This window comes from Nonomuraea sp. 3N208, assembly GCF_052245935.1.
Lineage (GTDB): Bacteria > Actinomycetota > Actinomycetes > Streptosporangiales > Streptosporangiaceae > Nonomuraea.
On sequence record NZ_JBQQBR010000001.1, the window covers coordinates 32,871 to 54,906 of the forward strand.

The following is a 22,036-nucleotide window of genomic DNA, read 5'->3' on the forward strand; positions in this document are numbered from 1 at the left end:
CGGCCGAGCCTGCTACCTGCGGAAACGCTGTGGCGATATATCGGTAACGGGTATGTAACGTCTGCAAAGGGTTGACGAAACTTTCCTGACGGCTATAGGAAAGCGCTATCCATTCACATTTCGCCGGAAGGTCCGTGTGATGACTGACGTTTCGGTGGCGGTGAAGCCCCGGGGAGCGGCGACCCAACCCGCACGGGGCGGTCACCGCTCCACAAAACGTTCCCGCCGAGAGGCGCGGGCCGCCTATCTGTTCCTGGCGCCCTGGTTCGTCGGCCTGCTCGTCATCACGATCGGCCCGATCTTCGCCTCGCTGTACCTCTCCTTCACCGACTACAGCCTCCTGGAGGAGGCCAAGTGGGTCGGATTCGATAACTACATCACGATGTTCACCGAGGACCCGAGGTTCCTGAACTCGCTGAAGGTGACCACGATTTACGTGGTCGTCTCGGTCCCGCTGCAACTGGCCTTCGCGCTCGGGCTGGCCCTGGTGCTCGACCGGGGGCTGCGCGGCCTGTCGATCTACCGCTCGATCTTCTACCTGCCCTCGCTGCTGGGCGGCAGCGTCGCGATCGCGATTCTGTGGCGGAAGGTGTTCGGCGCGGACGGCCTGGTCAACGCGGTGCTCGCGATCTTCGGCATCCAGGGCCCGGGCTGGGTGGGCGACCCGGACACCGCGCTCGGGACGCTGATCCTGCTCCACGTGTGGACCTTCGGCGCACCGATGATCATTTTCCTGGCCGGCTTGAGGCAGATCCCCAGCAGCTACTACGAGGCTGCCGCGGTGGACGGCGCGGGCATGTTGCGCCAGTTCAGATCGATCACGATGCCGCTGCTGACGCCGATCATCTTCTTCAACCTGGTGCTGGAGGTCATCAAGTCCTTCCAGTCGTTCACGCAGGCCTTCATCGTGAGCGGCGGCAAGGGCGGTCCGGCCGACTCGACGCTCTTCTACACGCTCTACCTCTACCTCAAGGGGTTCAAGAGCTACGACATGGGTTACGCGGCAGCGATGGCCTGGGTTCTGCTGCTCATCATCGCCGGGCTCACCGCGGTGAACTTCCTCGCTTCCAAGTATTGGGTCTTCTATGGCGACACCAAGTAGGCCGATCCCGGTCCTGTTCCGTCCGCTCAAGGGCGGGCCTCTGGTCAAGCACATCCTGCTGATCGGCTTCGGCCTGGTCATGCTCTATCCGCTGCTCTGGATGATCTCCAGCTCGCTCAAGCCGGAAGAGCTGATCTTCCGGGAGCCCGGGCTGTGGCCGAGCCAGGTCACGCTCGAGAACTATTCCGAAGGCTGGTACGCGCTGAAGCACCCCTTCGGCTACTACCTGTGGAACTCCGCGGTGGTGACGGCTCTGTCGGTGGTGGCGAACCTGGTGGCCTGCTCGCTGGCCGCCTACGCCTTCGCCCGGCTGAACTTCCCGCTGAAGAAGTTCTGGTTCGCGATCATGCTGGGCACGATCATGCTGCCGCACCACGTGGTGCTCGTGCCGCAGTACATCATGTTCTCCGAGCTCGGTCTGATCAACACCATCTGGCCGCTGGTCATGCCCAAGGTGCTGGCGACGGACGCGTTCTTCGTCTTCCTGATGGTGCAGTTCATCCGTACCCTGCCGAGGGAATTGGACGAGGCGGCCGAGATCGATGGAGCGGGCTACTGGCGCATCTTCATCAGAGTCGTCATGCCGCTCTGTATGCCGGCCCTGGCCACGACCGCGATCTTCACGTTCATCTGGACGTGGAACGACTTCCTCAGCCAGCTTCTTTACCTCAACAACCCGGACAACTTCACCGTTCCGGTCGCACTGCGCACGTTCCTCGACGCCAGCAGCGACTCCTCGTGGGGACCCATGTTCGCCATGTCGATCATCGCGCTGGGGCCGATTTTCGGCTTCTTCCTGGCCGGTCAGAAGTACCTGATCCGTGGTGTCGCTACCACGGGCCTGAAGTAGCACCACCTCCAACTCGACACCCCCCAACTCGAATAACCCCCTAGGAGGTAGAGCCGTGAGCTCTGGCAAGAAGATGTGGTCGGCGGCGCTGCTGGCCACCGCTGTGCTGGCGGTCACCGCGGCCTGTGGCAGCGGCAGCGGCGGCGGCGGCGAAAGCGCTGGAGGCAAGACTGTGCTGCGCTTCTCCTACTGGGGCAGCGACGCGCGGCAGAAGATGACCGAAGAGGCCATCAAGAAGTTCGAGGCCAAGAACCCGAACATCGACGTCCAGGGCGAGTTCTCCGACTGGGCGAGCTACTACGAGACGCTGTCCACGAAGGTCGCCGGCAACGACGCGCCCGACGTCATCACCATTGAGATCCGCGGCCTGCGCGAGTACGCAGACCGTGGCACGCTCGCCGACCTGGCCAGCAAGGTCAACACCGCCGACATCGACGCCAAGGTGCTGGGCACCGGCGCCATCGACGGCAAGCAGTTCGCCATCCCCACCGGCATCAACGCCTTCTCCCTGATGGTCAACCCGGGCCTGGTCCAGAGCAGCAAGGCGGAGCTGCCCGACGACAGCAAGTGGACCTGGGAGGAGTACGTCGACCTGGCTTCCAAGATCTCCTCCGGCTCCGGCGGCAAGGTCACCGGAACGCAGCTGAGCTGGAACCCGGCGTACCTCCAGATCTACGCCGCGCAGAAGGGCGAGCCCTTCTACAACGGCAACAAGATCGGCATGTCCCCCCAGACAATCAAGGACTGGTGGGCCATCATGCAGAACCTGATCAAGACCAAGGGCGCCCCTGACGCCGCCAAGAGCACCGAGATCGGTGCGACCAGCATCGACCAGTCGCTGCTCGGCACCAACACCGGCGCGATGGGCATGTGGTGGAGCAACCAGCTCGGCGCGGCCTCCAAGGCGTCGGGTCAGCAACTGGACCTGCTGCGGATGCCGAAGGCGGAGGGCGCCACGACTGGCGGCATGTTCCTGCAGCCGGCGATGTTCTACTCCGCCTCCTCCAAGTCGGAGCACGCTGCTGAGGCGGCGAAGTTCATCGACTACATGATCAACGACCCGGAGGCGGGCCAGATCATCCTCAGTGACCGCGGCCTGCCGGCCAGCTCCAAGGTGCTGGCGGCGGTCAAGGACAAGCTGCCGGACGCGGACAAGAAGACGCTCGAGTTCATCGACAAGGTCAGGAGCGAGCTGTCCGACCCGCCCGCCGCGCCGCCGAAGGGCTCAAGCGCCATGGAGGACATCCTCACGCGCTACTCGGAGGAGGTCATGTTCGGCCGGATGACCCCTGACGACGCCGTTCAGAAGTTCATCACCGAGGCCAACGCCTCGATCGCAGGCTAAAAGGAGAGTCATGAAGTACGCGTTCGTCGGGCTCGGGCACCGCGCGCAGATGTACGTCGACGCGCTGCTCGGGGAGTGGCGTGACGCCGGCACCATCGTCGCCCTGTGCGACACCAACCGGACCCGCATGGACTATTACGTCGAGCGGATCGGCCAGGAGGTGCCGTGCTTCGCGCCCGCGGAGTTCGACAAGGTGCTCGAGCTCGCCGACGCGGTCATCGTCACGACCGTTGACGCCACGCACGCTCGCTACGTGTGCGCGGCACTCGACGCCGGTCGCGACGTCATTGTGGAAAAGCCGCTCACCGTGGACGCCGAGAGCTGCGCGGCCATCGCCGAGGCGGCCGAGCGCAGCACCGGCAAGCTGATCGTCACCTTCAACTACCGGTACTCGCCGCGTAACTCGGCCGTGCGCCGACTGCTGATGGAGGGCGCGATCGGCGAGGTGACGTCCGTGCACTTCGAGTGGACGCTCGACACCATCCACGGCGCCGACTACTTCCGCCGCTGGCACCGCGACCGGGCCAACTCCGGCGGGCTGCTCGTGCACAAGTCCACCCATCACTTCGACCTGGTCAACTGGTGGCTCGGGGCGGCCCCCGAGCTCGTCTTCGCCCAGACCGACCTGCGCTTCTACGGCGCCGAGAACGCCAGGAAGCGCGGCCTGGAGGAGCGCCCCGAGCGAGGGCAGGGCGCTCCCGGGCTGGGCACAGACCCGTTCATCCTGGACATCTCCGCCGACCCCCGGCTCAAGCGGCTCTACCTGGACGCCGAGCACGAGGACGGCTACATCCGGGACCAGGACGTCTTCGGTGAAGGCGTGAACATCGACGACAACATGTCGGTGCTGGTGCGTTACGACAACCGGGCGACCCTGACCTACTCCCTGCACGCCCACGCCCCCTGGGAGGGTTACCGGGTGGCCTTCAACGGCACGGCCGGGCGGCTGGAGCTGGACGTGGTCGAGCGGGAGTGGACGCCGCCGCACGCCGCCATCGACCCGAGCGCGGCGGGCAAGAAGCACGCGGCCGGATCGTGGGAGCGGCTCACGCTGCACCGGCACTGGAGCAAGCCGGAAGAGGTGCCCATCGAGACCGGGGCCGGCGGGCACGGCGGCGGCGACCGCCTGCTACTCAACGACGTCTTCCGCGGTCCCGACAACGACCCGCTGGCCCGGCAGGCCGGCTACCGCGACGGCATCCGCAGCGTCCTGACGGGGCACGCGGCCAACGTCTCGGCCGCGACCGGCGCGCCAGTGCACCTGGTGGACGACGGAACTCGTGTCGGCTGAGAGGACCGGGTCTGTGTTCGCGAACCGGCCCGGGCTCGCCGACCCGACCGGGCTCGTGTTCGGTGAGCTGGCCGGGATCGCTGAGGCGCAGCTCGGGACTTATCCGGATCTTCCGGGGCCTGAGCTGCGGGCGGCGGCACGCGACGCCCTCGGGGTGCTCGACCTGCGCGCTGATGACGTGCGGGTCGAACGGACCTGGGTCGATGGCGATCTTGTCGGCGAGGAGCTCTCTTGGTCCGTCGGGTTCGGGCCGCGGACGCGGGCGTTCCTGCTGCGTCCCCGGGATGCGGTGGGGCCGCTGCCCGGGGTGGTGGCGCTGCACTGCCACGGCGGCATGAAATGGGTCGGCAAGGAGAAGATCGCCGACGGTCCCGAAGAACCGTCGCCTGAGGTGGTCAGGGCCAGGGCGGCCATTTACGGCGGTCGCGCCTTCGCCAACGAGCTGGCCAGGCGCGGGTTCGTCGTGCTCGCGCACGACGTGTTCGTCTGGGGCAGCCGCCGCTTCCCCCTCGACCCGGAAGCGGCCCCCGCGCCGGCCCCCGCCACGGCCGAGGCGCCGCTCAGCGAGGCCGACCGTTACGACCGGCTCGCCGGGCCGCATGAGCACATCGTGGCCAAGCACTGTGCCGTGCTCGGCACCTCCTTCGCGGGCGTGGTGGCGGGCGAGGACCTCGCGGCGGCGGCCTACCTTCGCTCACGCCCCGACGTCGGCCCGGTCGGATGCGCCGGGCTGTCCGGCGGCGGGCTGCGGGCAGCGCTCCTGGGCGCCTTCGACCCCCAGATGAGCGCCGTCGTGGTTGCGGCGATGGTCTCGTCCTACCGGGACATGCTGGACGGGCACGTGGCCAAGCACACCTGGATGTTCTACCCGCCGGGCCTGCCGCGCCTCGGCGACTGGCCCGACCTGGTGGCCGCCCGCGCGCCCCAGCCGCTCATGGTCCAGTACGCCATGCGCGACCGGCTGTTCCCAGAGCCGGGCATGCGCCGCGCCCACGCCATGATCAGCGAGCGGTACGGGGACGCCGGCGCGTACGAGGCGGTGTTCGCCGAGGTGCCGCACAGCTTCGACGTGCCCAGGCAGGAGCGGGCCTTCGACTGGCTGGCCCGCCACCTCACCTGACCAGCCGCCGCCCGGCCTGCCACGGGCGGCGGCACCCCATTCCTCCCTAGTCGCCCGCCTTCCACTGTGCAATGAGCTTGTCGTAGTCCAGCGTGGCCGGCTTGCCGCGCTCGTCGGCCAGCTTGGGTGCGGGCGCGCCCGGCTGGTCGAGCCAGTACTGGGCCGGTTGCTCCTGGTTCAGCTTGGGCGCGCAGTTCCCGCCGTAGCCACGCCGCTCCAGCCGGGACAGGATGTCGTCCTGCTGCTTGGCCAGGTTGTCCATCGACTGCTGCGGCGTGGTCTCGCCGGTCACGGCGGTGGCCACGTTCTGCCACCAGAGCTGGGCGAGCTTGGGGTAGTCCGGCACGTTCGTCCCGGTCGGCGTCCACTGCTTGCGCGCCGGGGAGTTGTAGAACTCGATCAGGCCGCCGTACTTCTTGGAGTTCTCGGCGAAGTACTCGCTCTTGACATCGGAGTCCCTGATGAATGTCAGGCCGACGATCGACTTCTTCAACGACACGGTCTTCGACGTGACGAACTGCGCGTACAGCCAGGCCGCCGCCCTGCGGTCCTGCGGAGTGTTCTTCAACAGCGTCCACGAGCCGGCGTCCTGGTAGCCGAGCTTGTTGCCGTCCTTCCAGTACGCCCCGTGCGGGCTCGGTGCGATGCGCCACTTGGGCGTGCCGTCGCTGTTGACCACCGGCAGCCCTTCCTTGGTCATGTCGGCCGTGAACGACGTGTACCAGAAGATCTGCTGGGCGATGTTGCCCTGCGCGGGCACGGGGCCGGCCTCGCTGAAGTTCATCCCGGCGGCTTCCTTGGGGGCGTACTTCTTCAGCCAGTCCACGTACTTGGTGAGCGCGTACACCGAGGCGGGGCCGTTGGTGTCGCCGCCGCGGGTGACCGACGAGCCGACCGGGCGGCAGTTCTCCACCCTGATGCCCCAGTCGTCCACCGGCAGGCCGTTGGGGATGCCTGGGTCGCCGTTGCCGGCCATGGACAGCCAGGCGTCGGTGAAGCGCCAGCCCAGCGAAGGGTCCTTCCTGCCGTAGTCCATGTGGCCGTAGACCTTCTTGCCGTCGACGGTCCCGTTGCCGTTGACCTTGTTGGTGAAGAAGTCGGCGATGTCCTCATAAGCCGCCCAGTTGACCGGGACGCCGAGGTCGTACCCGTAGGCGTCCCTGAACTGCTTCTTGATCTCCGGGTCGGTGAACCAGTCGTAGCGGAACCAGTAGAGGTTCGCGAACTGCTGGTCGGGCAGCTGGTAGATCTTCTTGTCCGGGCCGGTGGTGAAGCTGATGCCGATGAAGTCGTTCAGGTCGAGCGTGGGCAAGGTGACGTTCTTGCCCTCGCCGGCCATGTAGTCGGACAGCGGGATGACGTAGTCGCCGCGCGAGTGGGTGCCGATGAGGTCGGAGTCATTGACGTAGGCGTCGTAGATGTTCTGGTCGCCCTGGATCTGGGTCTGGAGTTTCTCGACGACGTCGCCTTCCTGGATCAGGTCGTGTTTGATCTTGATCCCGGTGATCTCGGTGAACGCCTTGGCGAGCTGCTGGGACTCGTACTCGTGGGTGGTGATCGTCTCGGAGACCACGTTGATCTGCATGCCCCGGTACGGCGCCGCAGCCTTCATGAACCAGTCCATCTCGGCGAGTTGCTGGTCCTTGGACAGCGTGCTGGGTGTGAACTCCTCCGACACCCAGCGTTGCGCCGCCGCCTTACCCTCGGCCTCCTTGAAGTCGCTGGACGGCCGCTGTGCGCCCTGCGCGCAGCCGGCGATCACCAGAATGAGCGCGGCCAGACCAACGGCCGCGGACCTGCCTGCCCGATGCCTCATTGCATGGCTTCCCTTCTGTCAACCCCATATCCCGATCACGACCACCACGAGTGCCGCGCAGCCCAGTGCGAGCCACATGGACAGGTCGGTGACGGCCATCCAGGCGGCCAGGACGACCGCGGCGCTGATCAAGCCGATGTACAGCCGGTCGCCCCGGTCGGTCTCGATGCGCAGGAACCCTCGCCTGGCCACGGGCGGGGAGATGCGGGCCCAGACCGCCATGACGGCGAGCAAGAGGGCCAGCCCGATGAAGACCAGAGCCGTGGGGAGGGTCCACACCATCCACTCGAGCATTCGCTAGACCCTTCCCAGGGCGAAGCCCCTGGCAATGTAATTGCGTACGAACCAGATGACGATCGCGCCGGGGACGATCGTGAGCACCCCCGCCGTGGCCAGCAGCGCCCAGTCCACGCCGGCCGCGCTGACCGTCCGCGTCATCGTCGCAGCGATGGGTTTCGCGTCGACCGACGTGATCGTCCTGGCGATCAGCAGCTCGACCCAGCTGAACATGAAGCAGAAGAACAACGTCACGCCGATCGCGGAGCGGATCATCGGCAGGAATATGCGAATGAAGAAACGAGGCAGCGAATAGCCGTCGATCGCCGCGGTCTCATCGATTTCCCGGGGAATTCCCGACATGAATCCCTCGAGAATCCACACGGCGAGTGGCACGTTGAAGAGCATGTGCGCGATGGCCACCCCGAGATGGGTGTCGAAAAGTCCTACGCTCTGATAAATCTGAAAAAATGGCAGCAGGAAGACGGCGGGCGGTGCCATTCGATTCGTCAGCAGCCAGAAGAACAGGTGTTTGTCGCCGGCGAACCGGAAACGGGAGAACGCGTACGCCGCCGGCAGCGCCACGATGAGCGACATCACCGCGTTCATCGACGTGTAGATGATGGAGTTCAGATAGCTCGAATACCACGACACGTCCGTGAAGAACGTGACGTAGTTGTCGAAGGTCACCCGCTGCGGGATGAGCGAGAAGCTGCCGAGGATGTCCTCGTTCGGCCGGATCGACATGCCGAACATCCATAGCAGCGGCAACATGAGCGTGGCCACGTACAGCCAGAAGACCGTGCGTGCCCACGGGAGCCGGCGTCCGGTGGTCCTGGCCATCGCCCTCACCTCCCCGACCTGGTCAGCACGGTGAAGAAGACGTAGCAGAGGACCTGCACGATCAAGAAGTAGATCAGCGAGAACGCGCCCGCGGGCCCCACGTCGAACTGCCCGACAGCCATCTTCGACAGCAGGATGCTGAGGAACGAGGTCGCGTTGCCGGGCCCGCCGCCCGTCACCACGAACGGCTCGGTGTAGATCATGAAGCTGTCCATGAACCTGAGCAGGATCGCGATCGTGAGCACCCCGCGCAGCCGGGGCAGCTGGATGTGCCGGAACGTCGCCCACCCCGACGCGCCGTCGATCTGTGCGGCCTGGAAGTACGGCTCGGGAATCGACCGCAGCCCCGCGTACGCCAGCAGCGCCACGAGCGGCGTCCAGTGCCACACGTCCATGACGAGGATCGTGATCCAGGCGTCGGTGGAGTCGAGGGTGTAGTTGAAGCCGATGCCGAGGACGTTGTTGATCGTCCAGCCGCCGAGCCCGATGTCGGCGCGGGCGAAGATCTGCCAGATCGTGCCCACCACGTTCCAGGGGATGAGCAGCGGCAACGCGACCAGCACCAGCGCCGCCGACACCCAGAATCCGCGGCGCGGCATCGCCACCGCGATCGCCACCCCGAGCGGGATCTCCACCAGCAGCACCTGCGCCGAGAACAGCAGCGTCCTGACGAACGCCTCCCGGTTCTCCGGCCGCCGCACGGCCTCGTAGAACCAGTCCAGGCCGACGAACACCCGGTCGCTGGGGCTGAAGACGTCCTGGACCGAGAAGTTGACCACGGTCATCAGCGGGATGATCGCCGTGAACGCCACCGACACGACCACCGGCAGCACGAGCCACCAGGCCCGGTTGTCCTTGCGCTTCAGGTCCGTGCGCGTCTCCTGGGGCTCGGCGGGCGCGGCCGTGACGACCTCGCCGCTCACCTGGCTGCCCGCGGTCACGTGGCGCTCCTTCCGTCGAGCGGTGCGAGGAAGCCGCACCTGACCTGGTCGCGGAACAGGAACGTACGATCCGACGGGAAATGCAGGAACGCCTGCGCGTCCGGTTGGTAGTCGGAGCCCGCCTCGGTCCTGGCGATGACGGGGTGCTCGCCCACCCGGGTGTGCACCAGGTCGTACGCGCCCATGCGGTCGATCCCGGTCACGTGGACGGCCACCCCGGGGGATGCACGCGAAATGCGCACGAACTCGGGCCGCACCCCGATGCGTACCGGCCCCGGGGGGAGGCCGTTCGCCACCGACCCCACGGCCGCCTGCCCGACATGGACGACGTCGCCGACGATCTCGGCGGGCACCATGTTCATGCCCGGCGAGCCGATGAAGTGCCCGACGAACTCGTGCGCCGGCGACAGGAACAGCTCCGTCGGCTCGCCGGCCTGCACGATCGCCCCGTCGTTGAGCACCACCACCTCGTCGGCGAAGGTCAGCGCCTCGGTCTGGTCGTGCGTGACGTAGATCAGCGTGTGCCCGGTGTCGCGGTGGATCTCCTTGAGCTTGCTACGCAGCGTCCACTTCAGCGCCGGGTCCACCACCGTGAGCGGCTCGTCCAGCAGCACGGCCGCCACCTGGGAACGCACGAGCCCGCGGCCCAGGCTGACGATCTGCTGCCGGCCCGGGTCCAGCCGGCGCGACCTGCGGCGCAGGAGGTGGTCCAGGCCCAGCAGCTGGGAGACCTGGCGGACCCGCTGGTCGATCTCGTTCTTGGGATATTTCCGGTTGCGGAGCGGGAAGGCGAGGTTGTCGTAAACGGACATCTCCTCGTACAGGACCGGGAACTGGAAGACCTGCGCGATGTTCCTGCCGGCCGTCGGCACGTCGGTGACGTCGCGGTCGTCGAAGAAGATCCGCCCCACCGTCGGCGTGATCAGGCCGGAGATGATGTTCAGCAGCGTCGTCTTGCCGCACCCGCTGGGACCCAGCAACGCGTACGCCCGCGCGGTGCGCCACGTCCACGTCATCGGCTTCAGCGCCCACGTCGTGCCGCCGTCGTAACTGTGCCCCACGCCTTCCAGGCGAATGTCAGCCATGCACGCCTCCGAGGTCCGCGGCGCTGGTGGCCAGCAACCGCCCGCCGGCCTCGTCGAAGACGAAGATGTGCGCGGGGTCCACGTACGCGACCGTGGTCTCCCCGGGGGTGAACAGCTGGGTGCCCGGCAGGTGGGCGACCAGGTGCCGGTCGCCCTGCAGCAGCAGGTGCAGGAACGTCGCGCTGCCGGTCACCTCGGCGAGCCTGATCTCGGCGGGCAGCTCCAGCGCACCGGGCCCGCCGCGGACGATCCGCACCTGGTGGGGGCGGATGCCGAGCATGACGTCGTGGCCGGTGGCCTGTGCGCGGGGCGCCGGGAACGACGCGCCGAGCACCTCGATCCGGCCGTCGCGGACCGCACCGGGGAGCAGGTTGAGCGGGGGATCGCTGAGCGTCGCGGCCACGGCCAGCGTGGGCGGGTGGGCGTACATGTCCGCGACGTCCCCGACGTGCTGCACCCTGCCCTCGCCCAGCACCACGGTCCGCGCGGCGAACATCAGTGCCTCGTTGGGGTCGGCTGTGGAGTAGATGACCACGCCTGAGGTGTCGGCGAACATGGTCCTGAGGTCGGCGCGTAGCTGCTCGCGGAGCTTGAAGTCCAGGTTGGCGAGGGGCTCGTCGAGGAGCAGCACGTCCACGGGGCGGGCCAGCGCGCGGGCGATGGCGGTGCGCTGCTGCTGGCCGCCCGAGAGCTCCGCGGGCCGGCGGCGGAGCAGGCCGGCGATGCCCATGAGCTCGGCCACCTCGCGAACGCGCCGGTCGATCCCGTTCTTGCGGAATCCGGAGTCCAGGCGGAGCGGTGAGGCGATGTTCTCGTAGACCGTCAGCGACGGATAGTTAATGAATTGCTGATAGACGAAGGCGACCGACCTTTTCCGCACGGAAATGCCGGTGACGTCTTTCCCGTGCACCACGATCCGGCCGGAATCCGGGGTCAGCAATCCGGCGGCGACGCGCATCAATGTCGTCTTTCCCGCGGTCAGGGGACCGACGAGGGTGGTCATTCCGTTGGGTAATTCCAGATGAATGTCGTCGAGCCAGGTCTCCCCGCGTTGCCGTACGGAGACGCCATCGAGAATCAGCGTCACGTTCCCCGGTCCTCTCTCCCTGACTTCCATCTAACATCATCTGAAACTTTGTGCAAATCACGGTTTGACGTCGAGATAACGGTGAATGGCCGGGCCTATCGCCGTGCCGACGTCCTCCCTGCTCATGGCAACCAAGGGCGGAGAGATCAGGACATAAGGCCATAGGGCCCTTCTGCGCATGCGTATGCCAACAAGCGTAGGCCAACAGACGTTGACATTCCAGGTGTGCCGGCCTAACGTCAACAAGTGTTGGCAGAAGGAGGAGACATGAACACCACCGATGTGCTCGTCGTCGGCGCCGGCCCCGCGGGGCTCACCGCCGGCATCGTCCTGGCCCAGTCAGGCCACGACGTCGTCATCGTGGACGGGCAGGCCGAGGGGGCCTACACGCTGATGATCTCTCAGGCCGACACGGAGGCGTACCTGCTGGCCCGGCTGGCGGGACTGGGCGTCAAGGTCGTGCGGCCGGCCCGGGTGACCGCCATCGCCCAGGACGATTCCGGCGTCACGGCCACCCTCGGCGACGGGCGCGCGATCCGCGCGTCCTACCTGGTGGGGGCTGACGGCATGCACAGCACCGTCCGCGAGCAGGCCGGGATCGGCTTCGGCGGCGGCACGTACGACGAGTCGTTCACCCTGGCCGACGTGCGGCTCCGCGGCAGGGTCCCGCGCGACGAGGTCATCCTGTACTTCTCGCCCGACGGGCTAGTGGTGGTCGCGCCGCTGCCCGGCGGGACGTACCGGATCGTGGCCACCGTGGGGGAGGCGCCTCAGCACCCCGACGTGGCGTTCGTCCAGCGGCTGCTCGACACGCGTGGCCCGAAGGCCGTGCCCGCGGTGGTGGACGAGGTGATCTGGGGCTCGCGCTTCCGGGTGCACCACCGCATCGCCGACACCTATCGGCATGGCCGGATCCTGCTCGTCGGGGACGCGGCGCATGTGCACTCGCCGGCCGGCGGGCAGGGTATGAACCTCGGCATCGAGGACGCGGTCAAAGCGGGCGAGGCACTGTCGGAGGTGCTGCGCGGCGGATCGCCTGACCTGCTGGACGCGTACGCCGCCGCCCGGCGCCCGGTCGCCGAGAAGGTCGTCGGCCTGGCGAGCCGGCTCACTTCCCTGGCGACCATGAGCGCGGCCCGCCGCCCGCTGCGGAACCTGGTGCTCGGCCTGGTGGGCCGGCTCCCCGTGGTGCGCCGCCGCCTGGCCTGGCAGCTGTCAGGACTGGACCGCCGCGGCTAAGGAAGGCGGCTAAGGAAGGATGGCGTCGACGTACCCGCCGTCCACCCGCACCGCGCCCCCCGTGGTGGCCGAGGCGAACGGCGAGCTGAGATAGACCACCATGTTCGCGATCTCCTCGGGCTCGATCAGCCGCTGGAGCAGCGACTGGGGCCGGTGCTTGCGCATGAACGCCCGCTGCGCCTCCTCCCACGGCAGGTCCCTGCCGACGAGCTGGTAGACGAAGTCCTCTACGCCGCCTGTGTGCGTTGGCCCGGCGATCAGGGAGTTGACCGTCACCCCGCTGCCCGCCGCCTCCTTCGCGAACCCCCTGGACACGGCCAGCAACGCCGTCTTCGACATGCCGTAGTGGATCATCTCGGCCGGGATGACGACAGCCGAGTCACTGGCGATGTACTGGATCCGTCCCCAGCCCCGTTCCTTCATGCCCGGCAGGTACGCGCGGGTCAGCCGGACCGCGGCCAGCACGTTCACCTCGAAATAGCGCCGCCACTCGTCGTCGGTGATCTCCAGCGGCGGCTTGGCGCCGAAGATGCCGAGGTTGTTGACCAGGATGTCGACCTGCGGCAGCGCGTGCAGGACCTGCTCGCACCCTTCGTCGGTGGACACGTCCCCAGGCGCCGCCACCAGGTCGCCGTCCATGAGTTCGATGGCCATATCCACGGTTGCCTCGGTCCGGCCGTTGATGCCGACGCGGGCCCCGGCCTCGGCAAGCCCGGTGGCGATGGCCGCCCCGATTCCTTGAGTCGATCCGGTGACGAGTGCGGTCTTGCCGCTGAGATCTATGCGCACGATGTGTTCCCCCTGACCGCCATTGTCCGCGATCAGCGTGCGCGGGCTCACAGCGGGGGTCCGACTGCGTAGGCTGGAGGCCGGCGCGGAAGGGGCGTGGGTGCACCGGATCCTGTGGGTGGTCGTGGCGGTCGCCTTCGTGGTGGGTTTCGTCGTGCCGTCCGATTCGGCCGAGGAACCGCCGGGGGAGTGCCCGCCGCGGGACACACGGGTGGTGGCGCCGTACGCGGTCACCGGCTACTGGGTCATTCCGCGGGCCGATCCATGCGTGACGCGGCGGATGGTCGAGGCGATCCACGCGATCGGCGGGGACACGCTCGTCACGTTCGGGCCGCGGTTCAGCGTGGGCGCCGAGCCCGGCTGCGTCGTGGACGGGCGGCCGTGCGCCGACGTGCCCGGAGTGCGGCACGTCTACACGTACGTCACCAGCGAGGAGTTCGGGCCGGGCCTGTTGCGCTGCCCCGGCCTGGACCGGCGGATCGAGAGCGACGGCCGGATCTTCTACCGGGTGTCGCTGGCGACGTCCTGCGACGCTCGTGTCCATGACCTGGTGCTCGTCTCCACGGACGGCGACGGTCTCGGCAATCTGATGACGGAGGCGGCGGAGTACGGGATGGCGGTCTACCCCGGGCTGCCGGCCGCGCCGCAGCAGACGGACAAGCCGTGGGAGCCCGACCTCGCCCACCTGGGTGCGCTGAACGCCTTCACCTCGCGGGTGCTCGCGGACTACCGGACGCGGTTCGGGGCGGCCTTCGCCGGTGTCTATCAGTCGTTCGAGCTGGCGATGCGGACGCGTTCCACCAAGGACCCGATCATCGCGCTGTACGCCGCCCAGCATGCCGTCGTCGCCTCCGCGCTGCCCGGTAAGAAGGTCCTCGTCAGCCCGTACATCGACGCGCGTCGCGGCCGCGGATTCCCGCCGGACCAGGTGGAGTCGGGGATGGCCGACATCGCCGGCACGCGGGCGGGCCTGCCGATGGCCATCGCCGTACAGGACGGGCGGGGTACCGGGAAGGTGCCTGTGTACGGGGTCAATGAGCGGGACGCGCGGGTCGAGGCGCGGCTGGTGCCCGTGGTCGGTGATGTGACCTACGCGCAGGCGTACTACGGCTCCACGCGCGACTACATCGAGGCGGCGGCGCGACGGGTGCCGCCGGGGGTGGAGCTGTGGGTGAACGTGGAGGGCTTCGAGCCCACGCAAGTGGACGGCGAGTGCGGGCGGGTCGAACCACTGCCGCTGCGCGGACGTCCTTCCAAAGCCCGGCTGGACCGGCAGGTCATGGCGACCGGGACCGGCGCACAGAAGATCATCTCCTATGGCTGGGAGCCCTTCTTCACCTGCCAGGCCCGCTACGACACGCCGTCGTTGGCCGACGACATCGTGCGCGAGTGGCAGCAGCCGATCATCGTGAACGTGACCCCGAAGGAGATGAACGGGCGGCCAGGGGTTCTCGTGGAGGGCTTCAACCTGCGCGGCGGCACGCTCCGTTTCGGCTCGCAGGTCATCGAGCAGGAGTGGCACGGCCGGCAGGGCCGGCTCGAGTCCGCCTGGGCGCCGTACCTGCCGACGAGCCCGTCGACGCCGGTCACCGCCACGAACGAGGCCGGCGAGACCAGCACGACCCCCTACGTGATGCCCTAGGCCGCCAGGGCCGCTACCAGAATGTCCGCCAGCAACGCGGCCTGGCTGCCGTCCTCGTCCAGGTCCGGGTCGAGGATGGTCACCTCCAGTCCCGCGGCTCCCGGAAGGGTGACCAGGCCGCGCAGCAGGTCGGTGAGCTGAGCGGCGTCGAGTCCGCCCGGGGTGGGGGAGTCCACGGCGGGCAACACGGAGGGATCGAGCACGTCGGCGTCCACATGAATCCAGAATCCGTCGACCTCCTCCCGGACCAGCACCTCCTTGGCCCTACCGAGGTCGATGTCGCTGCCGGGAAGGTAGGCGATGGTTCCGCTGCCGGCGATGTCCCGCACATCCCCCTTGTCCCGCACCCCGAGCACGATCACATCCTCGTCCCGGACGTACGGCCGCAAGCCGTCGATGTCGGTGAGGTAGTCGTCACCGCGGCCGGTCACCAGGGCGAGGTCCTCCCCGGCCGCCGCGCCGACGTGCGGGGAGTTGCCCAGGTGCCGGAAGTCGGCGTGCGCGTCCACGTACGCCAGCCCGTAGCGGCCGCGTCTGCGCAGCGCGAGGGCGGGGCCGAGGAGGATCGAGCAGTCCCCGCCCAGCAGTACGGGAAACCCGTTGATCTCGGCCAGCCGATCGGAGAGCGTGCGCGCATAGGCGGCGATGGCGGGCCCGTTACGCACGCCGTCGCCGCGTTTCCACGTGGCCACGTAACGGGGCGGCACGACCGCGCCCGCGTCGGCCGCGCCGAGCCGCCGGACCAGGCCGGCGTTCCGCAGTGCCCAGGGGGCCTTGTAGCAGCCGGGGACGGCGCCGCGGGCGGGCGGGCACAGACCGAGGTTGGAGGGCGCGTCGAGGACGATCAGATCTCTGTCAGTGGTTATTATGGTCATACTCGTGACGGTAGCAAGGGGAGGGCGGATGCGCCAGTTCGCGGAGACGGGGATCGTGGCGATCGATCTGGCGAACACGTGGGACGAATACCTGGACGATCCCGAACGGTTGCCGGACGTGCCCGAGCTGCGCCGCTTCTGTCGTGAGCTGGGCGTGGAACTCCGGCCCGGTGCGGCGGACCTGGACTCGGCTCCAGGGGGGCTGGAGGCGGTCCCGGCGGACCTGGACGCGGCCGTGGCGGTCATGAAGGCGGTCCCGCCGGCCCTGGTCGCGGTCCGGGCCGTGCGGGAGCGGCTGCGCGCCGTCCTCTTGGCGGGCGACCCTCCCGTACGGACGCGAGCCCTGGCCCGGTGGACCGCTGAGCTGCCGGTCCGGGCGGCTGTGGAGGATGCGGACGGCCTGCCCCGCCTCCGTCTCACCGCGCCTGCCGACGCCCCACTGGCCGAACGCCTCGCCGTCCGCTCCGTCGCCGACCTGCTCGACCTCGCCGCGTCAGGCGACTGGGAACGCCTGCGCCTGTGCGCGGCCCGACCGTGCCAGGACGCCTTCGTCGACCGCAGCCGCCCGGGCCGCCGCCAATTCTGCTCCACCCGCTGCGCGAACCGCGCCCACGCCTCCGCCTCCCGCGCCCGACACCGGTAGGTGGGCGCGGCGACTGTTCCCCACGCCCGGCGGCCCGGCCAGGACCACACTGCCTCCTGCTGCCAGGACCCGCCGGATCCGCTCCAGTTCGGCGATGCGGCTGATGAACGGCCAGTGCAGGCGCATGCCCGGATTGTAGGCGAACAGCGAACGCATCATTCGCAGACAGCAGCCTGGAAGGCAGTCACGGGAGGATTTTCCATACCGTTCCCGGGCAGATTGGCGTACTTAGAGAGCGGACCTTGCCATTAGCGGTTTTGGCGTCAAAAACCACATTCTTCTCGGGAGTTGTGCACCAATTGCCATATCCACCAAAATTCGCTCTTGTGTGCGGAGCGATTGTCGCCCTCGGTCGACCGTCTTCTCTCCACGTCACGACGACGACGCCATCTGTCTCGTTGCTGACGAAAAGCTGTTGATCGGGGCGCGGCTGGCAACCAAGCAGACCACATGATCCTAAAACTAGGATCACAGTCATACGCGCGAGCCCGAGACGATTATTTGCCAATGACATCTCTACCTCGGTGGGTGCCGATCTCGGTGAGGCGGCTGGTCCTGCGTGACGTCTGGGGCCATGCCAGCCCGCTCCCTCAGCCAGTGGGTGGATGGTGGAACCGGGCTGTCTAGCTGTGCCAGGGGTGGCGGCAATGACCGGCTTTCAATTTAACGCCGTATACCGTTCAGGCCCAGATGCGCGGCGATAAGTTTGGTGCCGTGACTCCCTTTGACGCTCGAAAGCTGGCTACGGTGGCTCAGTGCAGCAGTCCTTTCGCGGAGGAGTGGCTGCCGTTCGATCGGTCGCTGGGCTCGTGGCGATCGGCGATCCAGGGCCGTGGACGCCTCAGCGATGCCTCGGATCAGACCTTTTCCGCCACTACCCGCGGATGCTCGGTGATGAGCAGGCCGATGTCCTCGACATCGGAGGTCAGGATCGTCACCCGGCCTGGATGCTGTAGGGCGGTCGCGCAGAGCATCGCATCGATGGCGTACTTGTGACCGTGCAACCCTGCATATCGCAGCAGCGCAGCAGCGGACTGAGCCAGGGTCTGTGTGACCGGCTCCACTCGCAGGCGTGACAGCGTCCACTTCAAGGCGGCATCATTGATCTTCGGGTGAATCACCTCGACCAGCACTGCAGCCGATGTGACGACGGGGAGGTCCGCGTCACGGGATGCCGTCAGCCACTCGTGCACCTCACGGTCCCTCTGCACGGCTTTTGCCAAACCCTCGCTGTCCAGGACTAGGGCACCACTCACGCAGCTGCCCCCGCTGCGGGCGCGTCCCCGGTGAGTCGAGCACGCTTGGCCGCCACGGCGTCCGAATCGGCCGGGCCGTGGACCTTCTCAAAGTCTGCGATCAGCTCGTTCAGGTTGTCCCGCTCGAGCTGGCGCTGGGCCGCCCTCTCCAGGTATGCGGACACGCCACGCTTGCCAACCCGCTCACGGATCGCCTGCAGCGTGCCAGCGGTGAGAGAGACGGAGATCCCGCTGCTGGGGCCGTCACCGGGAGGGAAATCAGCGTCGTCGACCATGAACTCACTATAGCATTGAGAATGCTATAAGCCCTTGGTCAAAGAGCGTACGACCCCAATAATCTCCCGCGTCCCGAACGCCAGGTGGGACCGCGAACAGTCCGCTAGAAACGTGCTTGATGTACTCGTTCAGCGGGTCGATCTTGGCCAGCTTCATCTGCACCGGCACGAACTGCTTACGCGGATCGCGCTGGTAGGCGATGAAGAACAATCCGGCGTCCAGGCGTCCGAGCCCGTCGGAGCCGTCCACGAAGTTGTAGCCGCGCCGCAGCAGGTGGGCGTTGCCGTGGAAGCTCGGATGGGCCAGACGGACGTGGGCGTCGGCCGCGATGACCGGCTGGCCGTCCGGGCCCTTGGCGGCGAAATCCAGGGTGTCGAACAACGCATCCACGACCTGGTGAACGCCGCCTGGCTGCTGGCAATGGTGGCCGGGCTCGACTTGGCCGCCCCGCTCGATCCCCACCGTGGCCGGGCGCTGGCCGCCCGGGGACTCGCCGTACTCCAGGACGACAGGTACGTTGCCGCCCCCGGGCTGACCGAGTTGCTTGCAGACCCCGACCAGGCCAGATTCCTCAACCTGACCGGCAACCTACGGCAGGCGGCCACGGCCGCGACCGGTGCGGCCGGCTGGCACAACAACGACGATGACACCCTGCTGGAGCAGGGCAAGGCGTCGGTGTCGGGGATCCGGCTGGGCACGCGGCACACGCTCTCGCTGCTGGGCGGGCTGACCGAGCGGCTGGCCGAGCCAGGTGCGGAGCTCCTGGACGTGGGCGTCGGCACCGGCGGCATGATCTCGGCCCTGTGCGCCGACCTCCCTGCCCTCCGCGGAACCGGCATCGATGTGCTCCCTCGCGCGCTGGACCTGGCCAAGCGGATGGTGGCGGACTTCGGTGTCGCCGAGCGGGTGGAGCTGCGACTGCAGATCGTGGCCGATTTGGACGATCGGGACCGCTACGACATGGCGTGGGTGCCGACTATATTCATCCCGTCGGCCGCGGTGTTCGCCGCCCTGCCGAGGCTGCTGGCGGCGCTGCGCCGGGGCGGCTGGCTCGTCCTGGGGGGCGTCCGCTATGAGGGCGACGAGTTCTCCGACGCCATCACCGGGTGGCGGGTGATCCGCGACGGGGGCACTGCCGCACCGGCGGACGATCTGATCGAACGACTGCGCGAGGCCGGTTTCGACGACGTCCGCCGGCTCCCCGTTCCGCCCGGGGCGCCCGCCGTGATCGGCGCTCGCCTGGTATGGCCACGAAGAGCTTCCCGTACAGCACGTTTCTCAGAGGCCCTTCGGAGGTCCTTCCCACACTGGATCACGCCGACGTCATCCTCGAGCGTCGCGATGACGAGAACATCATCCTGATGCGCGCCGAGCGATTTGAAGCAGGTGCGGCCAGCTTGCGCATCGCCGCCCGAGCACTGGCCATAGTGGCTCGCCGGAACAGCGAACTCGCCGAGGAGGTCCTCGCCGAGGAGCTCCCTTGGCTCACGTGGCTTCCCGACACCGAGCGTCATGAGTGTGTACGCGACCTGCTCAGCCATCTGATCGCAGGCGCGGACACCGGAGAGCTGCTGCCGTTCGCGCGGTCGCTGACCTCCTGGCGCTCCACCGCGGTGATCTGGAGCGATCCTGAGCTCGCTCGCGAATTGCAGGGGCCCTTCCCCGGTGATGGTCTGGAGGTGGCCCGTCCGAAAGGGGGTTCCTGATGGCAGGCCGGGGCGACGATGTTCCCCGGCCTCATCCATGGCGCGTTCGATTCGCTGATCGGCGAGCCGCCGAGGGCTGGAAAGAGTCGCTCACGCAGGCGCCCGAGAATCTTGATAGGGCGTGGGTGGCCATTACAGGAAATCCGCGGCATGTGGACTGTCGCCAGCACCCACTCAAGGGTGCACTCGGCGTAGTCAAGGTTGGCGGGGCATCGTTGGAACAGTGGCAGTACGAAGCCACCTCAGGCGGTCGGCTGTGGTACGCGATCGACGATGAAGAACGCACTCCATGGATTACGCGGGCCGGGACCGGACACCCTAGTACGGCAGCCGCCATTCGCCAGCTGAGCTGGGGTGATACGTCGCTGGTCGATACGATCTTGTGATGGCGATCCTGCACAACAAGAGCAGCCGCCCATGATCATGTCTGTGTGAAGAGTACAAGATCGAGAGCGGCTGCTGCCCTCATCGTAGAGGCGGCGCGCGTGCAGCGGAACCTTGAGGAGCTGATGGGCGCGCTGGCGCCGATGTTCGTCAGAGTCGAGCCGCGGCTGCAGGCCGCCAAGTACGTCCGCGCGGTGATGTCCGACCTCCCCAAGCGCAACGGCTGGACGATCGCCGAGCAGGTGGGCGACTCCAACCCTGACGCCACCCAGCGGCTGTTGAACCGTGCCAGCTGGGACACCCTGGGCACGATGAGCGCCATCCGCCGCTTCGCCGTCACCCGCCTGGACGCCGCCGCCAGGCCGGGCAGCCTGACCGTGGGAGCGCTGGACGAGTCCGGCCAGGAGAAAAAGGGCACCGCCACGGCCGGCGTCAAGCGTCAGCACATGGGCTGCGCGGGCGGCATCGACAACGGCATCAACCTCGTCCACCTGGCCTACGTCCGCGCCGGTGCCGGGCACACGCTGATCGGCTCGCGGCAGTGGATCCCCGCCGAGCAGATCAGCGACCCGGTCAAGGCGATCACCACCGGCCTGCCCCTGGAACTGACCTTCGCCACCAAGGGCGAGCTGGCCATCGACCTGCTCACCGACGCCTACGCCGACGGCGTGCGCCTGGACTTCGTCGCCGGCGATGAGGTCTACGGCGAATGCACGACACTGCGTACCTTCCTGGAAGAGCACGGCCAGGCCTACGTGCTGCGCGTCCGCGCCACCTTCACTCTCACTCTCGGCGGTGGCACCTGCCTGACCTGCGAGCAAGCAGTGGCCAAGCACTGCAAGCAGAAACGCACATGGACCATCCGCTCAGCCGGGGACGGCTCCAAGGGAGAGCGCACCTACGCCTGGGCCTGGATCGCTACCACCAGCCCGACCCACTATCTGCTGGTCCGCAAGCACCGCACGACCGGTGAGCTGGCCTTCCACTACTGCTTCGTGCCCGAAGACCGGCCCGTCACCCTGCCACGCCTGATAACCGCCGCCGGGCTGCGGTGGCCGGTGGAGGAAACCTTCGAGTTCAGCAAGGACCTGTTCGGCCTGGACCAAGCTCAGGTCCGCCTCTATGAGGCGATACTGCGCCACACCGTGCTCGTGATGGCGGCCTTGGCCATCTGCGCGGTGAGCGCCGCAGCGGCCAGGCGCCGCACCGACACCCAGGCCCCGCCACCCACCAGAACCGACCAACTGCCACCCGAGGACCCCGGCATGATCCCGCTGACGGTCGCCGAGATCAAGCGCCTGTTCAACGCCGCCGCCACCCGCACACCATCGCTGGAACACATCGCCCACTGGTCAGCCTGGCGCCGCCGCCACCAAGCACGCGCCCGATGGTTCCACCGCCGCGCCCGCCTCGCTACTGCATACACCCAGCTCAGCTAACGAATGGCGGCTGCCGTACTAGGCAGACCGA

22 protein-coding genes are annotated in these 22,036 nt (G+C 67.8%); 11 read left to right on the plus strand and 11 right to left on the minus strand.

Annotation, left to right across the window (positions count from 1 at the left end; genetic code table 11):
- The first annotated feature begins 139 nt into the window (after positions 1 to 139).
- The 5 genes from ACTWPT_RS00195 to ACTWPT_RS00215 are packed head-to-tail and all read left to right on the plus strand — an operon-like array spanning position 140 to position 5,708.
- Positions 140 to 1,102 carry a carbohydrate ABC transporter permease gene (locus ACTWPT_RS00195; protein ID WP_443175133.1) on the plus strand — a complete coding sequence of 321 codons (963 nt, stop codon included), beginning with the start codon at positions 140 to 142 and terminating at the stop codon, positions 1,100 to 1,102.
- A complete protein-coding gene (locus ACTWPT_RS00200) occupies positions 1,086 to 1,952 on the plus strand; it encodes a carbohydrate ABC transporter permease (RefSeq protein ID WP_443175134.1) in 867 nt (288 codons plus the stop codon). The genes ACTWPT_RS00195 and ACTWPT_RS00200 overlap by 17 nt, the downstream gene beginning before the upstream one ends.
- Before the next feature lie 55 nt (positions 1,953 to 2,007).
- Complete coding sequence (locus ACTWPT_RS00205) at positions 2,008 to 3,297, plus strand: extracellular solute-binding protein (RefSeq protein WP_443175135.1); 1,290 nt, start codon at positions 2,008 to 2,010, stop codon at positions 3,295 to 3,297.
- A gap of 10 nt (positions 3,298 to 3,307) precedes the next feature.
- Complete coding sequence (locus ACTWPT_RS00210) at positions 3,308 to 4,588, plus strand: Gfo/Idh/MocA family protein (protein ID WP_443175136.1); 1,281 nt, start codon at positions 3,308 to 3,310, stop codon at positions 4,586 to 4,588.
- Positions 4,589 to 4,601: 13 nt separating this feature from the next.
- Positions 4,602 to 5,708, plus strand: coding sequence for a dienelactone hydrolase family protein (locus ACTWPT_RS00215; protein WP_443175137.1), 1,107 nt, complete (start codon positions 4,602 to 4,604; stop codon positions 5,706 to 5,708).
- Between the two features lie 46 nt (positions 5,709 to 5,754).
- Here the strand turns inward: ACTWPT_RS00215 and ACTWPT_RS00220 are convergent, their stop codons facing one another.
- Genes ACTWPT_RS00220 through ACTWPT_RS00245 form a run of 6 tightly spaced genes read right to left on the minus strand, consistent with a single transcriptional unit; the run spans position 5,755 to position 11,756 of the window.
- Entirely contained in the window at positions 5,755 to 7,524 is a 1,770-nt protein-coding gene (locus ACTWPT_RS00220) for an ABC transporter substrate-binding protein (RefSeq protein ID WP_443175138.1), read from the minus strand.
- A gap of 18 nt (positions 7,525 to 7,542) precedes the next feature.
- Positions 7,543 to 7,818: a DUF2160 domain-containing protein gene (locus ACTWPT_RS00225; protein WP_443175139.1), complete on the minus strand. Its 276-nt coding sequence runs from the start codon at positions 7,816 to 7,818 to the stop codon at positions 7,543 to 7,545.
- A gap of 3 nt (positions 7,819 to 7,821) precedes the next feature.
- Positions 7,822 to 8,643, minus strand: coding sequence for a carbohydrate ABC transporter permease (locus ACTWPT_RS00230; RefSeq protein ID WP_443175140.1), 822 nt, complete (start codon positions 8,641 to 8,643; stop codon positions 7,822 to 7,824).
- A gap of 5 nt (positions 8,644 to 8,648) precedes the next feature.
- Positions 8,649 to 9,584, minus strand: coding sequence for a carbohydrate ABC transporter permease (locus ACTWPT_RS00235; RefSeq protein ID WP_443175141.1), 936 nt, complete (start codon positions 9,582 to 9,584; stop codon positions 8,649 to 8,651).
- Positions 9,581 to 10,669 carry an ABC transporter ATP-binding protein gene (locus tag ACTWPT_RS00240; RefSeq protein ID WP_443175142.1) on the minus strand — a complete coding sequence of 363 codons (1,089 nt, stop codon included), beginning with the start codon at positions 10,667 to 10,669 and terminating at the stop codon, positions 9,581 to 9,583. The genes ACTWPT_RS00235 and ACTWPT_RS00240 overlap by 4 nt, the downstream gene beginning before the upstream one ends.
- Positions 10,662 to 11,756: an ABC transporter ATP-binding protein gene (locus tag ACTWPT_RS00245; protein ID WP_443175143.1), complete on the minus strand. Its 1,095-nt coding sequence runs from the start codon at positions 11,754 to 11,756 to the stop codon at positions 10,662 to 10,664. Before ACTWPT_RS00245 ends, ACTWPT_RS00240 begins: the two co-directional genes overlap by 8 nt.
- 267 nt (positions 11,757 to 12,023) lie before the next feature.
- On the opposite strand from ACTWPT_RS00245, the gene ACTWPT_RS00250 reads away from it, so the two are divergent.
- On the plus strand, positions 12,024 to 12,995 hold the full coding sequence (locus ACTWPT_RS00250) for an FAD-dependent oxidoreductase (protein ID WP_443175144.1): 972 nt from the start codon (positions 12,024 to 12,026) through the stop codon (positions 12,993 to 12,995).
- Between the two features lie 9 nt (positions 12,996 to 13,004).
- Here ACTWPT_RS00250 and ACTWPT_RS00255 read toward each other — a convergent pair whose 3' ends face one another.
- A complete protein-coding gene (locus ACTWPT_RS00255; RefSeq protein WP_443175145.1) occupies positions 13,005 to 13,784 on the minus strand; it encodes an SDR family NAD(P)-dependent oxidoreductase in 780 nt (259 codons plus the stop codon).
- 100 nt (positions 13,785 to 13,884) lie between these two features.
- Between ACTWPT_RS00255 and ACTWPT_RS00260 the strand changes: the two genes are divergently transcribed.
- Positions 13,885 to 15,426 carry a hypothetical protein gene (locus ACTWPT_RS00260; RefSeq protein WP_443175146.1) on the plus strand — a complete coding sequence of 514 codons (1,542 nt, stop codon included), beginning with the start codon at positions 13,885 to 13,887 and terminating at the stop codon, positions 15,424 to 15,426.
- Here the strand turns inward: ACTWPT_RS00260 and ACTWPT_RS00265 are convergent.
- Positions 15,423 to 16,301: an arginase family protein gene (locus ACTWPT_RS00265; RefSeq protein WP_443175147.1), complete on the minus strand. Its 879-nt coding sequence runs from the start codon at positions 16,299 to 16,301 to the stop codon at positions 15,423 to 15,425. The two genes, ACTWPT_RS00260 and ACTWPT_RS00265, sit on opposite strands and share 4 nt — an antisense overlap.
- A 28-nt stretch (positions 16,302 to 16,329) precedes the next feature.
- Here ACTWPT_RS00265 and ACTWPT_RS00270 point away from each other — a divergent pair, with 28 nt between their 5' ends.
- The gene (locus ACTWPT_RS00270; RefSeq protein WP_443175148.1) at positions 16,330 to 16,944 is read left to right on the plus strand and encodes a CGNR zinc finger domain-containing protein; all 615 of its coding nucleotides are present in this window, start codon (positions 16,330 to 16,332) and stop codon (positions 16,942 to 16,944) included.
- An 857-nt stretch (positions 16,945 to 17,801) separates the two neighbouring features.
- On the opposite strand, the gene ACTWPT_RS00275 is transcribed toward ACTWPT_RS00270, so the two are convergent.
- From ACTWPT_RS00275 to ACTWPT_RS00285, 3 genes are read right to left on the minus strand one after another with little or no spacing between them, the layout of a single operon-like run.
- The gene (locus ACTWPT_RS00275) at positions 17,802 to 18,200 is read right to left on the minus strand and encodes a type II toxin-antitoxin system VapC family toxin (protein ID WP_443175149.1); all 399 of its coding nucleotides are present in this window, start codon (positions 18,198 to 18,200) and stop codon (positions 17,802 to 17,804) included.
- The gene (locus ACTWPT_RS00280; RefSeq protein WP_305924641.1) at positions 18,197 to 18,475 is read right to left on the minus strand and encodes a hypothetical protein; all 279 of its coding nucleotides are present in this window, start codon (positions 18,473 to 18,475) and stop codon (positions 18,197 to 18,199) included. The genes ACTWPT_RS00275 and ACTWPT_RS00280 overlap by 4 nt, the downstream gene beginning before the upstream one ends.
- A 7-nt stretch (positions 18,476 to 18,482) precedes the next feature.
- Positions 18,483 to 18,866: a hypothetical protein gene (locus ACTWPT_RS00285; protein WP_443175150.1), complete on the minus strand. Its 384-nt coding sequence runs from the start codon at positions 18,864 to 18,866 to the stop codon at positions 18,483 to 18,485.
- 6 nt (positions 18,867 to 18,872) lie between these two features.
- On the opposite strand from ACTWPT_RS00285, the gene ACTWPT_RS00290 reads away from it, so the two are divergent.
- From ACTWPT_RS00290 to ACTWPT_RS00300, 3 genes are all read left to right on the plus strand, one after another.
- The gene (locus ACTWPT_RS00290; RefSeq protein ID WP_443175151.1) at positions 18,873 to 19,838 is read left to right on the plus strand and encodes an SAM-dependent methyltransferase; all 966 of its coding nucleotides are present in this window, start codon (positions 18,873 to 18,875) and stop codon (positions 19,836 to 19,838) included.
- Positions 19,838 to 20,182, plus strand: coding sequence for a hypothetical protein (locus ACTWPT_RS00295; RefSeq protein ID WP_443175152.1), 345 nt, complete (start codon positions 19,838 to 19,840; stop codon positions 20,180 to 20,182). Before ACTWPT_RS00290 ends, ACTWPT_RS00295 begins: the two co-directional genes overlap by 1 nt.
- A gap of 485 nt (positions 20,183 to 20,667) precedes the next feature.
- Positions 20,668 to 22,005, plus strand: coding sequence for an IS701 family transposase (locus ACTWPT_RS00300; protein WP_443175153.1), 1,338 nt, complete (start codon positions 20,668 to 20,670; stop codon positions 22,003 to 22,005).
- Positions 22,006 to 22,036 lie beyond the last annotated feature (31 nt).